The sequence below is a fragment of the Streptomyces sp. NPDC032940 genome (assembly GCF_040636935.1).
Taxonomy (GTDB): Bacteria; Actinomycetota; Actinomycetes; order Streptomycetales; family Streptomycetaceae; genus Streptomyces.
This window is the reverse complement of sequence record NZ_JBEZVJ010000024.1, coordinates 1-15,050: the sequence shown is the minus strand read 5'-3', so window position 1 is coordinate 15,050 and position 15,050 is coordinate 1. Positions and strand designations below refer to the sequence as shown.

General features: G+C 72.5%; 14 protein-coding genes. 6 read left to right on the top strand and 8 right to left on the bottom strand.

Annotation, left to right across the window (positions count from 1 at the left end; genetic code table 11):
• Positions 1-3: 3 nt before the first annotated feature.
• Entirely contained in the window at positions 4-465 is a 462-nt protein-coding gene (locus AB0E77_RS25090; protein ID WP_361574198.1) for a MaoC family dehydratase, read from the bottom strand.
• A gap of 106 nt (positions 466-571) precedes the next feature.
• On the opposite strand from AB0E77_RS25090, the gene soxR reads away from it, so the two are divergent.
• Positions 572-1,090 (top strand): redox-sensitive transcriptional activator SoxR, encoded by a 519-nt coding sequence (soxR, locus tag AB0E77_RS25085; protein WP_361574196.1) that lies wholly within the window; start codon positions 572-574, stop codon positions 1,088-1,090.
• A gap of 287 nt (positions 1,091-1,377) precedes the next feature.
• Here soxR and AB0E77_RS25080 read toward each other — a convergent pair whose 3' ends face one another.
• Entirely contained in the window at positions 1,378-1,980 is a 603-nt protein-coding gene (locus AB0E77_RS25080; RefSeq protein ID WP_361574194.1) for a hypothetical protein, read from the bottom strand.
• A gap of 250 nt (positions 1,981-2,230) precedes the next feature.
• Between AB0E77_RS25080 and AB0E77_RS25075 the strand changes: the two genes are divergently transcribed.
• Complete coding sequence (locus tag AB0E77_RS25075) at positions 2,231-5,038, top strand: penicillin acylase family protein (RefSeq protein ID WP_361574192.1); 2,808 nt, start codon at positions 2,231-2,233, stop codon at positions 5,036-5,038.
• Between the two features lie 28 nt (positions 5,039-5,066).
• Here AB0E77_RS25075 and AB0E77_RS25070 read toward each other — a convergent pair whose 3' ends face one another.
• Entirely contained in the window at positions 5,067-6,326 is a 1,260-nt protein-coding gene (locus AB0E77_RS25070; protein WP_361574190.1) for a DUF1343 domain-containing protein, read from the bottom strand.
• Positions 6,327-6,486: 160 nt separating this feature from the next.
• Between AB0E77_RS25070 and AB0E77_RS25065 the strand changes: the two genes are divergently transcribed.
• From AB0E77_RS25065 to AB0E77_RS25055, 3 genes are read left to right on the top strand one after another with little or no spacing between them, the layout of a single operon-like run.
• On the top strand, positions 6,487-7,257 hold the full coding sequence (locus AB0E77_RS25065; RefSeq protein WP_361574188.1) for an SDR family oxidoreductase: 771 nt from the start codon (positions 6,487-6,489) through the stop codon (positions 7,255-7,257).
• Positions 7,254-8,924, top strand: coding sequence for an AMP-binding protein (locus tag AB0E77_RS25060; protein WP_361574186.1), 1,671 nt, complete (start codon positions 7,254-7,256; stop codon positions 8,922-8,924). The genes AB0E77_RS25065 and AB0E77_RS25060 overlap by 4 nt, the downstream gene beginning before the upstream one ends.
• A 25-nt stretch (positions 8,925-8,949) precedes the next feature.
• Positions 8,950-9,543, top strand: coding sequence for a TetR/AcrR family transcriptional regulator (locus tag AB0E77_RS25055; RefSeq protein ID WP_361574184.1), 594 nt, complete (start codon positions 8,950-8,952; stop codon positions 9,541-9,543).
• Here AB0E77_RS25055 and AB0E77_RS25050 read toward each other — a convergent pair.
• The 3 genes from AB0E77_RS25050 to AB0E77_RS25040 all read right to left on the bottom strand — a co-directional run bounded on the left by AB0E77_RS25050 (position 9,482) and on the right by AB0E77_RS25040 (position 12,855).
• Positions 9,482-10,438: a LysR family transcriptional regulator gene (locus AB0E77_RS25050; RefSeq protein WP_361574182.1), complete on the bottom strand. Its 957-nt coding sequence runs from the start codon at positions 10,436-10,438 to the stop codon at positions 9,482-9,484. The two genes, AB0E77_RS25055 and AB0E77_RS25050, sit on opposite strands and share 62 nt — an antisense overlap.
• A 161-nt stretch (positions 10,439-10,599) precedes the next feature.
• The gene (locus AB0E77_RS25045) at positions 10,600-11,814 is read right to left on the bottom strand and encodes an acyl-CoA dehydrogenase (RefSeq protein WP_361574181.1); all 1,215 of its coding nucleotides are present in this window, start codon (positions 11,812-11,814) and stop codon (positions 10,600-10,602) included.
• Positions 11,815-11,820: 6 nt separating this feature from the next.
• A complete protein-coding gene (locus AB0E77_RS25040; protein ID WP_361574179.1) occupies positions 11,821-12,855 on the bottom strand; it encodes a phosphotransferase family protein in 1,035 nt (344 codons plus the stop codon).
• Positions 12,856-13,074: 219 nt separating this feature from the next.
• Between AB0E77_RS25040 and AB0E77_RS25035 the strand changes: the two genes are divergently transcribed.
• Positions 13,075-14,016 (top strand): NADP-dependent oxidoreductase, encoded by a 942-nt coding sequence (locus AB0E77_RS25035; RefSeq protein ID WP_361574177.1) that lies wholly within the window; start codon positions 13,075-13,077, stop codon positions 14,014-14,016.
• A 40-nt stretch (positions 14,017-14,056) separates the two neighbouring features.
• Here the strand turns inward: AB0E77_RS25035 and AB0E77_RS25030 are convergent, their stop codons facing one another.
• Both AB0E77_RS25030 and AB0E77_RS25025 read right to left on the bottom strand, forming a co-directional pair.
• A complete protein-coding gene (locus AB0E77_RS25030) occupies positions 14,057-14,380 on the bottom strand; it encodes a DUF202 domain-containing protein (protein WP_361574175.1) in 324 nt (107 codons plus the stop codon).
• A complete protein-coding gene (locus AB0E77_RS25025) occupies positions 14,377-14,769 on the bottom strand; it encodes a DUF202 domain-containing protein (protein WP_361574173.1) in 393 nt (130 codons plus the stop codon). Before AB0E77_RS25025 ends, AB0E77_RS25030 begins: the two co-directional genes overlap by 4 nt.
• Positions 14,770-15,050 lie beyond the last annotated feature (281 nt).

Here is a 15,050-nt window from a genome sequence, read left to right as displayed (position 1 = left end):
GGTTCACAGGTAGTAGCGCGAGACGGACTCGGCGACGCACACGGGCTTGTCGCCGCCCTCGCGCTCCACCGTGAAGGCGACGGCCACCTGGATCCCGCCCTTGACGTCCTCGACGCCGGTGATCGTCGCCGTGGCGCGCAGCCGCGAGCCGACCGGCACGGGGGAGGGGAAGCGCACCTTGTTGGTGCCGTAGTTGACGCCCATCTTCACGCCCTCCACCTGGATCAGCTGCGGCCCGAAGAGCGGGAGCAGCGACAGGGTCAGATAGCCGTGCGCGATGGTAACGCCGAACGGGCCGGCGGCGGCCTTCTCCGGGTCCACATGGATCCACTGGTGGTCGCCGGTGGCCTCCGCGAACAGGTCGATGCGCTTCTGGTCGACCTCCAGCCAGTCGGTGTACCCCAGCTGCTCGCCCACCGCCGCCTTCACGTCGTCGGCGGATGTGAAGATCCTCGGCTCTGCCATGTCCCGGCCTCCCGCGTCGAAAATTGCTAAGCAACTGCTTAGCATGGTCGCCGCCGGGGCCCCTGTCAACGGACCGGACGGGTGACGGGGTGGGTAGGTTGGGCGAGTGCCTCAGATTCCCGAGAAGATCCACGAGCTCACGGTCGGCCAGCTCGCCGCGCGCAGCGGCGCCGCCGTCTCCGCCCTGCACTTCTACGAGTCCAAGGGCCTGATCAGCAGTCGCCGAACCTCGGGCAACCAACGCCGCTTCAGCCGCGACGCGCTGCGCCGGGTCGCCTTCGTACGGGCCGCGCAGCGCGTCGGCATCCCGCTCGCCACGATCAGGGAGGCGCTCGGCGAACTGCCGGAGGGGCGCACGCCCACCCGGGACGACTGGGCGCGCCTCTCCGAGGCCTGGCGCGCGGAACTGGACGAGCGCATCAAGCAGCTCAACCGCCTGCGCGACCACCTGACCGACTGCATCGGCTGCGGCTGTCTCTCCCTGGACACCTGCGTGCTGTCCAACCCGGACGACGTCTTCGGTGAGAGCGGCTCGGGCTCCCGCCTCCTGGTGGAACGCCGCCGCCCCGCCTCCCCACGAGTCCCACAACGAACCCGGCCCCAGGGCGAGCCCTGCTGCGACTGACCGCCCCAGCCGCCCCGGTTGCCCGAGCTGCGGACAGTCGTGCCCCCCAGTGCCTGAACGGCCTGGGAGGTACCCCAGGGGCGATGGGGGGTTCCCCCCCGCTCATGGAGGTCCCCCCGCGCGAGCGAAGCCGAGCGTGGGGGAGGGTGGGCGCTGCGGGTCCCCCTCTGGGGGGAGGCACCCGGCCGACGCCGGTCCGCGCGACCCACCCGCCCGGCACCCGCGCCGCCGCACCCTGTCGTGGGCGGACGTGGCCCCGACGCACCAGCAGGGTGCCGTACCGCTCCCTACGCCGACATCAACAACCGCCCCCGCCGGGCCCCCGTCAGCGCCTCCGCCGTCAGCACCGGCCGCGGCACCAGAATCCCGCAGTCCGTGCAGACCGGCCCCGTCGACGGCTCATGGTCGAGCCCGTACTTCCAGACCAGCCGGTCCCCGTCACACACCGGGCACACCGAGCCCGGCTCGCGCTCCAGCGCCGAGATCAGCCGGCGCAGGACCTCCGCCAGCGGCCCGTCGGGATGAACTCCGGGGTCGTCGCACCAGGCCACCCCGAAACCGCCCCAGGTCAGCCGGTGCCAGTCGTCCACACTGCCCGGCCTGCGCAGGCCGTCGTGCTTCTCCTTCCTGCGCCGCTCGGCGAACTCCACCTCGTAGGCCAGCCACACCGACCGCGCCTCCTCCAGCTCCTCCAGTGCGGCCACGAGCCGCGCCGGGTCGGGGGAGCGGTCCTCGGGGCCGAAGCCGGCCCGCGAGCACAGATGGTCCCAGGTCGCCCTGTGCCCGTAAGGGGCGAACCGCTCAAGGCACTTGCGCAGCGAATAGCGCCGTAGCGCCAGGTCACACCGCGGATCGCGGACCTGTCTCGCCAGACTCCGGAAACCGGCCATCGCCCTGCACCTCCGTCACACCTGCACCTGCACTTCGGTCACTTCGGCGTCGTCGTACGGAGTCGTCCTCCCGACGTCGCCGAATAGACGTATCGACACGCGATTCGGCTCCATCCGATTTCCGATGCCTCCCATAAGCCGATACCTCCCGCCGCCGATCGCACCCGTTCGAGAACTGACGCATGTTCACCTTCCCACTCGGGGATACCGGCGGTAACGTCCGGGCCCACCCTCGTCGGGAGGAGCTGCCATGCAACGGCGCACCCCACGCAACGCCCTTGACAGACTGAGAACTCCCCGCCGCTTCCACGGGTTCCTGAAGAGCGCATCCGTATGCGCGCTCATTGCCGGACTTTTGTCACCGCTTTCCCCGGCGGTGGCCGCCGGCCCGGGCGCCACCACCCCCACGGCACCGCGAGCGGCGGCCGACGACCACTGCGGCGGCCGGTGTTCCGACATCCTGCCGCCCGGCCAGAACGGCAACGCCACCCTCGCCGAGATCCTCCTCAACCAGGCCTTCGGCACCCAGCCCGCGCACGCCGAGGACCAGCTCGGCCCCTACGCGAACCTCGCCACCGGCTACAGCGGCCTCACCGACGACAAGGTCGACAGCTTCTTCAACGACGCCTCCTTCGGCGTCCCCGCCGACCAGGTCGCCTCCACCGTCCGCCCCGCCGGACGCGACGACGTGACCATCGTCCGCGACAAGAAGACCGGCGTGCCGCACATCACCGGCACCACCCGCTACGGCACCGAGTTCGGCGCCGGCTACGCCGCTGCCCAGGACCGGCTGTGGCTCATGGACCTCTTCCGGCACGTCGGGCGCGGCCAGTTGACCCCCTTCGCCGGCGGTGCCCCCGCCAACCAGGGACTCGAGCAGCAGTTCTGGCGCAGCGCCCCGTACTCCGAGGCCGACCTGGAGGCGCAGATCGAGAGCGCCGCGGCCAAGGCGGGCGAGCGCGGCAAGCAGGCCCTCGCCGACGTGGACGCCTACGTCGCCGGCGTCAACGCCTACATCGACGCCTCCGACAAGGGCCGCTACTTCCCCGGCGAGTACGTGCTGACGGGCCACAAGGACGCCATCACCAACGCCGGCACCATCGACCGGTTCCGGCGCACCGACCTGATCGCGCTGGCCTCCGTCATCGGCTCGCTCTTCGGCGCGGGCGGCGGCGGCGAGGTGAACAACGCGCTGTCCCTGCTCGCCGCCCAGGAGAAGTACGGCGTCGTCGAGGGCACGAAGGTCTGGGAGTCCTTCCGCCAGCGCAACGACCCCGAGGCCGTCCTCACCCAGCAGGACGGCAGCTTCCCGTACCTGCCCACCCCGGACGACCCCCAGGGCCGCGCCCTGCCCGACGCCGGCTCGGTCCGGGCGGAGCCCCTGGTGTACGACCGCACCGGCAGCGCGGTCTCGGCCGGCGCGACCGGCGCCTCCGCCACCGCGGCGGACGCGGCCGTCACCTCGGCCCGGCGCGGCATGTCCAACGCCCTCGTCGTCAGCGGCGAGCACACCGAGAGCGGCAACCCGGTCGCCGTGTTCGGCCCGCAGACCGGCTACTTCGCACCCCAGCTGCTCATGCTCCAGGAACTCCAGGGGCCCGGCCTGAGCGCCCGCGGTGCCTCCTTCGCGGGCCTGAGCATGTACGTCGAGCTCGGCCGCGGCCAGGACTACGCCTGGAGCGCCACCACCTCGGGCCAGGACATCATCGACACCTACGCCGTCGAGCTGTGCCAGGACGACTACCACTACCTCTACCGCGGCACCTGCACGCCGATGGAGAAGATCGAGCGCAAGAACGCCTGGAAGCCGACCGTCGCCGACTCCACCGCGGCAGGCTCCTACACGATGCGGGTCTGGCGCACGAAGTACGGCCCGGTCGAGTCCCGCGCCACGGTCGGCGGCAAGAAGGTCGCCTACACCACGCTGCGTTCGTCCTTCCTGCACGAGGCCGACTCCATCATCGGCTTCCAGATGCTCAACGACCCGGACTACCTCACCGGCCCCGAACGCTTCCAGAGCGCGGTGCAGCACATCAACTACACCTTCAACTGGTTCTACGCCGACTCCGCGCACACCGCGTACTACAACAGCGGCGACAACCCGGTACGGGCGGACGGCGTCGACGCCGAGTTCCCGGTGTGGGCGCGTGACGCGTACGAGTGGCAGGGCTGGGATCCGGCCTCCAACACGGCCCGTTACACGCCCGCGTCGGCCCATCCCCGCTCGGTCGACCAGGACTACTACATCTCCTGGAACAACAAGCAGGCCAAGGACTACCCGGCGGCCTCCTGGGGCAACGGCTCCGTCCACCGCGGCAACCTGCTCGACGACCGGGTGAGGAAACTGGTCGCCCGGGGCGGAGTCACCCGGGCCGCGCTGGTGAAGGCCATGGCCGAGGCGGGCCTCGCCGACCTGCGGGCCGAGGACGTGCTGCCCGAACTGCTGAAGGTGGTCGAGTCGGCGCCGGTCACCGATCCCGCGGCGAAGACCGCCGTGGACCGGCTCAAGGCGTGGCTGTCCGCGGGCGGCCTGCGCACCGAGACCTCGGCCGGCTCCAGGAAGTACGCCCACGCCGACGCGATCCGCACCCTGGACGCCTGGTGGCCGCTGCTCGTGAAGGCCGAGTTCGCACCCGGCCTCGGCAGCGGCCTCTACGACGCCTTCACCCGCAACCTGCCCGTCGACGAGTCCCCGTCCGCCGCCCACGGCCCCACCGGCGCCCACGCCGGCAGCGCCTTCCAGTACGGCTGGTGGAGCTATGTCGACAAGGACCTCCGCTCGGTGCTCGGCGAGTCCGTCGAGGGCCCGCTCGCCCGCGAGTACTGCGGGGGCGGCGACCTCGCCGCCTGCCGGGACACCCTGGTCTCCACCCTGAAGGAGGCCGCGAGCCGCACCGCCGCCCAGGTCTACCCGGGCGACGACAGCTGCTCCGCGGGCGACCAGTGGTGCGCCGACTCGGTGATCCACCGCACCCTCGGCGGCATCAAGCACGGCGGCATCGGCTGGCAGAACCGGCCGACCTACCAGCAGGTCGTGGAGTTCACGTCCCACCGGTGACCGGCCGGCACCGCGCCGGTGACGCGGATCAGCGGTAGCGGAGGTACTGGCGGCGCGTCCTGCGGAACGCCGCCAGTTCCCGCTGCCAGGCGCCGGTCACCTCGTCGGTGTCCGCGCCCGCGTCGATCATCGTGCGCACCTGCGTGGACCCGGTGAGCTTGTCGATCCAGTTGTCCGGCCGCCAGGCGAAGCCGTCCCAGCTCCGCTTGGCGGTCACCAGCAGCGCGATCCCGGTGCGCACCGGGTCGAAGGCGGCCCGGTCGTCCACATGGAGCTGCACACCGCCGACCGTCCTGCCCTGGAACTTGGAGAAGGTGGGCGCGAAGTACGCCTCCCGGAACCGCACACCGGGAAGGCCGAGTTCGTTCGCGGCGGCGGCCCAGCGCCCGTCGACGCCCTCGGCGCCGAGCAGTTCGAACGGGCGGGTGGTGCCGCGCCCCTCCGACAGGTTCGTGCCCTCGAACAGGCACGTGCCCGAGTACACCAGCGCGCACTCCGGGGTCGGCATGTTGGGGCTCGGCGGCACCCAGGGCAGCCCGGAGGCGTCGAAGAACTCCGACCGCTTCCAGCCGGTCATCGTGACCGTCTCCAGCCGCACGGGCGTGGCCAGGAACTCGCCGTTGAACAGCAGCGCCAGCTCGGCGACCGTCATACCGTGCGCCTGCGCGATCGGCTGCCGTCCGACGAAGGTGGCGAACTCCTTGTGCAGCACCGGCCCCAGCGCCGCCCGCCCGGTCACCGGGTTCGGCCGGTCCAGCACCACGAACCGCTTGCCCGCGAGCGCGGCCGCCTCCATGCAGTCGAACAGCGTCCAGATGTACGTGTAGAAGCGCGCGCCCACGTCCTGGATGTCGAAGACGACGGTGTCCACGCCGGAGGCCGTGAAGACGTCCGCGAGCGGCTGCCCGCTCTTCAGATACGTGTCGTAGACGGGCAGGCCGGTCGCCGGGTCGTCGTAGCGGCCCTCGGAGCCGCCGGCCTGCGCGGTGCCCCGGAAGCCGTGCTCGGGCCCGAAGACGGCCGTGAGGTTCACCCGGTCGTCGGCGTGCATCACGTCCACGATGTGGCGCACGTCCCGGGTGATGCCGGTGGGGTTGGTGACGATGCCGACGCGCTCGCCGTCGAGCAGGGCGTAGCCGTCGTCGGCCAGCCGCTCGAAGCCGGTGCGCAGCCGGTGGCCCCCGCCCCGGCCGCCGCCCGAGGGGGCCGCCTGGGCCGGGCCCGCGGCCGAGGCGGTGGCCGCCGCCGCGGCCGTGGTGGCGAGCAGGGTGCGTCTGGACAGCGTCATGCGGTGACCTCCGTGATCTCGGCGGGTGTCATGCGCACGCACGCTAACCCGCGCCCCCGGTCCCACGGAACGACTCGAACCGCGGTTCACCTCTTCCGCCGTGCATACCGACTGGTTAGTCTGTCGTCCGGCAGTGCCCGAGCCGTGTCGAAGGAGACCGATGGTGGAAGCCGTGCAGAATGCCGGAGTCGTCGTCACCGGGGCGGGAGGCGGCATCGGCGCCGCGCTGGCCCGCCGCTTCGCCGCCGAGGGCGCCCGGGTGGTCGTCAACGACCTGGACGCCGGACGGGCGAAGGCCGTCGCCGAGGAGATCGGCGGCATCGCGGTCGCCGGGGACGCCTCCGCGGTCATCGGCGAGGCCCGCGACGCACTGGGCGGCACGGTGGACGTCTACTGCGCCAACGCCGGTGTCGGATGCGGCGGTTCGGAGGCGGCCGACGAGGCGGTCTGGGCGCTCGCCTGGGACGTCAACGTGATGGCCCACGTCCGCGCCGCCCAGCAACTCGTTCCCGACTGGCTGGAGCGCGGCCACGGCCGCTTCGTCTCCACCGTCTCGGCGGCCGGACTGCTCACCATGATCGGCGCCGCCCCCTACAGCGTCACCAAGCACGGCGCCTACGCCTTCGCCGAGTGGCTGTCCCTCACCTACCGCCACCGCGGCGTCAAGGTGCACGCCATCTGCCCCCAGGGCGTGCGCACCGACATGCTCACCGCCAGCGGCAGCGCGGGCGAGCTGGTGCTCGCGCCGACCGCGATCGCCCCCGAGGACGTGGCCGACGCCCTGTTCGAGGGCATCGAGCAGGACCGCTTCCTGATCCTCCCGCACCCCGAGGTCGCCGGGTACTACCAGGCCCGCGCCGCCGACCCCGAGCGCTGGCTGCGCGGCATGAACCACGTCCAGCGCCAGTGGGAGGAGGGAACGGGGCGATGACCGGCTCCCGTTACGCCGCCAGGCCCTGGCTGGACCTCCTCACCGACGTCCAGAAGGCCCCGCTCGACCCGGACGCCTCCCTGGTGCACGCCCTGCGCCGGGCCGCCGCCGAGGCGCCCGACCGCACCTTCCTCGCCTACTTCGACGGCCGCCTCACCTACCGAGACGTGGACGAGCTGAGCGACTCCGTCGCCGGGCACCTCGCCGCCCGCGGCCTGGAGCCCGGCGACCGGGTTGCCGTCCTGCTGCAGAACTCCCCGCACTTCGTGCTCGCGGTGCTGGGCGCCTGGAAGGCGGGCGCGGTCGTCGTGCCGGTGAACCCCATGTACAAGTCGGGGGAGGTCGGACACGTCCTGCGCGACGGCGAGGTGGCCGCCCTGATCTGCTCCGACCGGGCCTGGGACGGCTACCTGCGCGACACGGCCGCCGGCTCGCCGGTGCGGATCGTGCTGACCGCCTGCGAGCTGGACTTCCAGACCCGGAACGACGCCCGCGTGCTGACCTTCGAGCGGCTGCCGCGGCCCGACGACGCCGACGACCTCACCGAGGCGGCCCGCGCCGGCCACCGGGCACCCGAGGAACGCGACCCCGAGCCCGACGGCACCGCGCTCATCAGCTACACCTCGGGCACCAGCGGCACTCCCAAGGGCGCCACCAACACGCACCGCAACATCATGTACAACGCCGAACGGCAGCGCACCGGCCTCGGCCTGCCCGAGGCGCCCGTCTACTTCGCGCTGGCGCCGCTGTTCCACATCACCGGCATGGTCTGCCAGCTCGGCGCCTGCCTGAACAGCGCGGGCACCCTCGTCCTGGCGTACCGCTTCGAGGCGGGCGTCGTCCTGGACGCCTTCGCCGAGCACCGGCCGCACTACACCGTCGGCCCGTCCACCGCCTTCATGGCGCTCGCCGCCCACCCCCGCGTCACCCGCGAGCACTTCGCGTCCTTCGCCAACATCTCCTCCGGCGGCGCCCCGCTGCCGCCCGCCCTGGTGGAGAAGTTCCGCGCCGGCTTCGGCCCGTACATCCGCAACGGCTACGGGCTCACCGAGTGCACCGCCCCCTGCGCCTCCGTCCCGCCCCACCTGGAGGCACCCGTCGACCCGGTCTCCGGGACCCTCGCCGTGGGCGTGCCCGGCCCCGAGACGGTCGTCCGGATCGTGGACGACCAGGGCGAGGAGGTGCCCTTCGGCGAGCAGGGCGAGATCGTCGTCAGCGGCCCGCAGGTCGTCCCCGGCTACTGGCGCCGCCCCGACGCCACCGCCGAGACCTTCCCCGGCGGCGAGCTGCGCACCGGCGACATCGGCTTCATGGACGAGCGCGGCTGGCTCTACGTCGTCGACCGCAAGAAGGACATGATCAACGCCTCCGGCTTCAAGGTCTGGCCCCGCGAGGTCGAGGACGTCCTCTACACCCACCCGGCGGTGCGCGAGGCCGCCGTCGTCGGCGTGCCGGACGGATACCGCGGCGAGACCGTGAAGGCCTACATCAGCCTCCGCCCGGGAGCCGACACCGACCCGGACGCGCTGGCCGCGTACTGCAAGGAGAGACTGGCCGCGTACAAATACCCGCGTCAGGTGGAGATCCTGACCGACTTGCCGAAGACGGCGAGTGGGAAGATCCTCCGTCGGGAACTGCGTTCCCGCACGCACGACGTCGGACAGTGAAACAAGGGAAAGGCAGGTGACGGCAGTGCCCAGGACCACGGACGGGGACGGCACTCCGGTGCCGCAGCGGCTCCTGGCCGCCGCCACCCGGCTCTTCGCGGAGCAGGGCTACGACCGCACCTCGGTGCAGGAGATCGTGGAGGCGGCCGGCGTCACCAAGGGCGCGCTGTACCACTACTTCGGCTCCAAGGACGATCTCCTGCACGAGGTGTACGCGCGCGTGCTGCGCCTCCAGCAGGAGCGGCTGGACGCCTACGCGGACTCCGACGAGCCGGTCCAGGAGCGGGTGCGCGCCGCGGCGGCCGACGTCGTCGTCACCACCATCGACAACCTCGACGACGCGTCGATCTTCTTCCGGTCCATGCACCAGCTGAGCCCGGAGAAGAACAAGCAGGTGCGCGCCGAACGCCGGCGCTACCACGAGCGCTTCCGCGCGCTCATCGAGGAGGGCCAGCGGGCCGGCGTCTTCACCAAGGAGGTCCCGGCCGACCTCGTCGTGGACTACCACTTCGGCTCCGTGCACCACCTGTCGACCTGGTACCGCCCCGACGGCCCGCTCACCCCGCAGGAAGTGGCCGACCACCTGGCCGACCTGCTGCTGCGGGCGCTGCGTCCGTGAGCCGGTCCGCGGGCTGACCGGGCAGCCGGCCGGTGAGGTGGTCGGTCAGGGCCGCCGCCGCGGGATTGCGCGGCCGCGGCCCGCGCCCGGCCAGTACGACGGTGCGGCCCGGCTCGGGCTGCCGGATCCGCACGCACGGCAGCCCGGCCCGCTCGCCGATCCGCCGCGGCACGAACGCCACCCCGATCCCGGCCCGCACCAGGTCGACCAGGAGCCCGATCTGCGTGACGTCGCAGGTGATACGGCGCTCCAGGCCGCAGTGCGCCGCCAGCCGCCGCACCGCCGTCTCCAGGCCGGTGCCCGCGCGGAAGTCGACGAACGGCTCCTCGGCGAGATCCTTGATCAGCGTCCGCCCGGCCTCGGCGAGGCGGTGGCCCGGAGCGGTGATCAGCACCAGCTCCTCCTGCCAGGACGCGTACGGCGTCAGCCCCTCGGGCAGTGGCCCCGCGTCCGGCACGAGATAGGCGAGGTCCAGCTCGCCCGCGCGCAGCGCCTCGGTCAGCTCACCGACCGGCGCGTCCCGCACCGACACCTGGACACCGGGGAACCGGCGGTGGAACGTGGCCAGTTCCGCGGGCAGGTCCACGCAGGTCAGCGTCTGGATCGTGCCGATGGAGACCCGGCCGGTGGCCAGCCCCGTCACCGCCGCGACCGCCTGCCGGGCCTCATCGGCGCCGGCCAGCAGCGCGCGGGCCCGCGGCAGCAGCGCGCGGCCCGCCTCCGTCAGCACGGCCCGGCGGCCGGTGCGGTCGAACAGGTCGGCGCCCAGCTCCCGTTCGAGGTTGCGGACCGAGGTGCTGAGCGCCGACTGCACGATCAGCTCGCGGCGCGCGGCGGCCGTGAAGCTGCCCTCGGTGACGACCGCAAGGAAGTGGCGGAGCTGACGGATCTCCATCCATCTATTCTAGAGATGGGCCGCAGCGAAACGATCTGTTGGACCGACGGCAGGTCCGCGCGCCAGCCTGGAGGCATGACGCGCAGACCCTCACCGTGGACCCGTCTCGTCTCGTTCGTCCGTGCCCTGGTGCGCACGGACCATCACTACTCGGGCGGCTACTAGAGGTACTTCTTGATCTCCCGGCGGGCCAGCGAGCGCTGGTGCACCTCGTCCGGGCCGTCGGCGAGCATCAGCGTGCGGGCGCCGGCGTACAGCTCGGCCAGCGGGAAGTCCTGACTCACACCGCCCGCGCCGTGCAGCTGGATCGCCCGGTCGAGGATGCCGACCACCGCGCGCGGCGTCGCGATCTTGATCGCCTGGATCTCGGTGTGGGCACCCCGGTTGCCGACCGTGTCCATCAGCCAGGCGGTCTTCAGCACCAGCAGCCGCAGCTGCTCGACCGTGACCCGGGCGTCCGCGATCCAGTTCTGCACGACGCCCTGCTGGGCCAGCGCCTTGCCGAACGCCGTGCGGTCCACCGCCCGGCGGCACATCAGCTCGATCGCCCGCTCGGCCATGCCGATCAGCCGCATGCAGTGGTGGATGCGGCCCGGACCCAGGCGGGCCTGTGCGATGGCGAAGCCGCCGCCCTCCTCGCCGATCAGGTTCGACACCGGCACGCGCGCGTGGTCGAAGGTCACCTCGGCGTGGCCGCCGTGGTGGTGGTCCTCGTAACCGAAGACCTGCATCGCCCGATTCACGGTCACACCGGGCGTGTCCCGGGGAACCAGCACCATGGACTGCTGACGGCGGATGTCCGCGCCGTCCGGGTCCGTCTTGCCCATCACGATGAAGATCTTGCAGTCCGGGTTCATCGCCCCGGAGATGTACCACTTGCGGCCCGTGATGACGTACTCGTCACCGTCGCGCTCGATGTGCGTGGTGATGTTCGTGGCGTCCGAGGAGGCCACCTCCGGCTCGGTCATCGCGAACGCCGAGCGGATCTCCCCGGCGAGCAGCGGCTCCAGCCACTGCTTCTTCTGCGCCTCGTCGCCGAACTGGGCCAGCACCTCCATGTTCCCGGTGTCGGGCGCCGCGCAGTTCGTCGCCGTCGGCGCCAACTGCGGGCTGCGGCCGGTGATCTCGGCGAGCGGGGCGTACTGGAGGTTGGTGAGGCCCGCGCCGTACCCGGCGTCGGGGAGGAACAGGTTCCACAGGCCCTGGCGGCGGGCCTCGGCCTTGAGGTCCTCCACGACCTGCGGGGTGTCCCAGGGGGAGACGAGGAGGGCACGCTGCTCGTCGGCGACCCGCTCGGCCGGGTACACGTACTCGTCCATGAAGGCGAGCAGCTTGGCGCGGAGTTCCTCGGTGCGTGCGTCGAACGCGAAGTCCATGACGGATCAGCCTTCCTGAAGGGTGGTCAGGCCGTGCTCGATGAAGACGGGGACGAGTTCGCCGATGCGGTCGAAGCCGCGGCCGACCGTCTGGCCCAGCGTGTAGCGGTAGTGGATGCCCTCCAGGATCACGGCGAGCTTGAACCACGCGAACGCCGTGTACCAGGCGACGGCGGACACGTCGCGCCCCGAACGGGCGGCGTAGCGCTCGATCAGCTCGGCGGGGGACGGGTGGCCGGGGGCCTGGGCCGTGGTGGAGACGGGCGAGTCGGGCAGGCCCAGCGGGCTGCTGTACATCACCAGCAGACCGAGGTCGGTGAGCGGGTCGCCGAGCGTGGACATCTCCCAGTCGAGGATCGCCTTGATCCTGTCCTGCTCGCCGTCGGCCTCGCCGATCAGGACGTTGTCGAGCCGGTAGTCGCCGTGCACGACCGTCGGCGCGGGGGAGCGGGGCAGCTCCCGGCCGAGCGTGGCGTGCAGTTCGTCGATGCCGGCGAGGTCACGGTTGCGGGAGGCGTCGAGCTGCTTGGCCCAGCGGCGGAGCTGGCGGTCCAGGAAGCCCTCGGGGCGGCCGAAGTCCGCGAGGCCGGCCTCGGCGGGGTCCACGGCGTGCAGTCCGACGAGCGTGTCGACCAGGTTCAGCACGGCGGCGCGGGTGCGCTCGGGGCCGAGCGGGACGAGCTGGTCGGCGGTGCGGTACGGGGTGCCGTCGACGAACTCCATGACGTAGAAGGGCGCGCCGAGGACCTCCTCGTCCTCGCACAGGAGGACCGGGCGGGGCACCGGCACGTCCGTCGGGTGCAGGGCGCTGATCACCCGGTGCTCGCGCTTCATGTCGTGCGCGGTGGCCAGCACATGGCCGAGCGGGGGGCGCCGCACGACCCACTTCGCGGCGCCGTCCGAGACCGCGTAGGTGAGGTTCGACCGTCCGCCCTCGATCAGCCGGCCGGACAACGGGCCGGTCACCAGACCGGGCCGCTCGCGGTCGAGCAGGGCGCGCAACCGGTCGAGATCGAGTCCGGGCGGGTGGTCGGGGCTCATCGTCACTCCTCGGGCTGGTGAACAGTACGCGACTCATGATGCCGACCGGTCGGTATGGCGTCCAGTGGGGGAGCGGAACGTGATCGGGGCCACGATAGGCCGACGCGGGGCGGCACGGGGAGGAGCGCGAGCAGGGTGGGGCGAGGGGAGGAGGGTGGGAGGGTGCATATCCGGGCATTCGGCTTGCGCGGCGGGGAGGCAGCCCGGAAGGTCGAAGCCATGAAGGCGATCAGTTACGCGCGGTACGGCGGTCCCGAGGTGCTGGAGTACGGAGACGTCCGTGATCCGCGGGTGGGTCCCGACCAGGTGCTGGTGAAGGTGCGGGCCGCCGCGGTCAATCCGGTGGACTGGAAGTGCCGCGAGGGGTACCTCGACGCGATCCTCGAGCCGGTGTTCCCGGTCGTCACCGGGTGGGACGTGTCCGGGGTGGTCGTGCAGCCCGGAGCGTCCGTGACGGAGTTCGCCGTCGGGGACGAGGTGATCGGGTACGTCCGCGAGGACTTCCTCTCCCGGGGCACCTTCGCCGAGTACGTGGCGGCCCCCGTGCGCACCCTCGCGCGCAAGCCGCGCAACCTCACCTACGAGGAGGCGGCCGGGCTGCCGCTGACCGGGCTGACCGCGTACCAGGTCCTGAAGGCCCTGCGCGTCGCGCGCGGCGAGACCGTCCTCGTGCACGCCGCCGCGGGCGGGGTGGGCTCGATCGCCGTCCAGCTGGGCCGGCATCTGGGCGCGCGGGTCATCGGTACGGCCAGTGAGCGCAACCACGACTACGTGCGGGAGCTCGGCGGGGAGCCGGTGTCGTACGGGGAGGGGCTCGCCGAACGGGTGCGGGGGCTGGCGCCCGAGGGGGTGGACGCGGTGTTCGACACGGTCGGCGGCGAGACGCTGCGGGTCTCCGCGGATCTGCTGGGCGCAGGGGGGCGGCTGGTGTCGATCGCCGACCCGGATGTCGTCGACTACGGCGGGCGGTATCTGTTCGTGCGGCCCGACGCGGAGGACCTGCTGCGGCTGACCGAGCTGGCGGAGCAGGGGGTGGTGGGCGTGCACGTGTCGGAGACGTTCCCGCTGGAGCGGGCGGCGCAGGCGCACCGGCGCAGCGAGGAGGGGCGGACGCGGGGGAAGATCGTGGTGACGGTGGACTGGGAGGCGGAGGCGTCGTGAGAGGCGGCGGGCCGGGCCCCGGGCGCGGCCCCGAGCGCCGCTAGGCGACGAGGATCGCTCCGCACACCGCGAGCCCCACCGTGCACAGTGCGGCCGCCGTGGCCTTGCCGGGGGCGATGACCGGGGGGCGGCTCGTCGAGGCGAGGGAGCGGATGCGGTGGTGGGCGATGGTCAGGAAGCCCAGCCAGAGGGCGCAGCACAGTGCCGTGGCGACGAGTGCGGCGGGCGTGGGACCGGCGTGCAGCGCGGCCTTCGCGGCGAGTACGGCGACGACGGTGGCGGACAGGGTCGTGCGGCGCCAGGCGAGGCGGGTGCGCTCGGGCTGAAGGCCGGGGTCGCGGTCCGCGGCTGTGCTCGGGCTCATCCCTCCCACCCGACGAGGACGACGACGACCATGACCAGGGCGACCACCGCGACGACGAGGCTGAGCAGTGCCGGGAAGCGGGAGACGGGGAGGTCCTCGCCGCGGCGCATCGCCCGCTCGCAGCGGACCCAGTGGTTGACGGCGCGCAGGGAGCACAGCACGCCGGCCGCGAGGAGCGCGAGGGCGAGTCCTACCCGCCAGCCCCAGCGCAGGTCGGGCAGGAACTGGTCCACCGCGAACCCGCCGCCGATCAGGGCGAGGGCGGTGCGCAGCCAGGCGAGGAAGGTGCGCTCGTTGGCCAGCGAGAACCGGTAGTCGGGAGTCCCGCCCTCCTTCCGCGCCTCCTCGGGCACGAACCAGAGCCGGATGTTCCGCACGAATTCGATCACGCGGGGACCCTATCGGCCGCGATGCCTGCGGTGGCCTCCGGCGGTTGTGCGGCGCCGTGCGCGGTGCCTGCGGTGGGCTCCGGCGGTTGTGCGGGGCGGTGCTTGCGGTGGCCTCCGGCGGTTGGGCGGGATGCCTGCGGCGGCCTGTGCGGGTTCGGTGGGGGTGCGTGTAGCGCGTTGCGTTGTGTGGTGGGTCGGGGCCGCGCCGGGGGGTGTCCGTCCTCGGAACGGCGCGAAATCGGTTCCTTGCCAGCAGGCGGGGCGTTGACGCGCCAACCGCT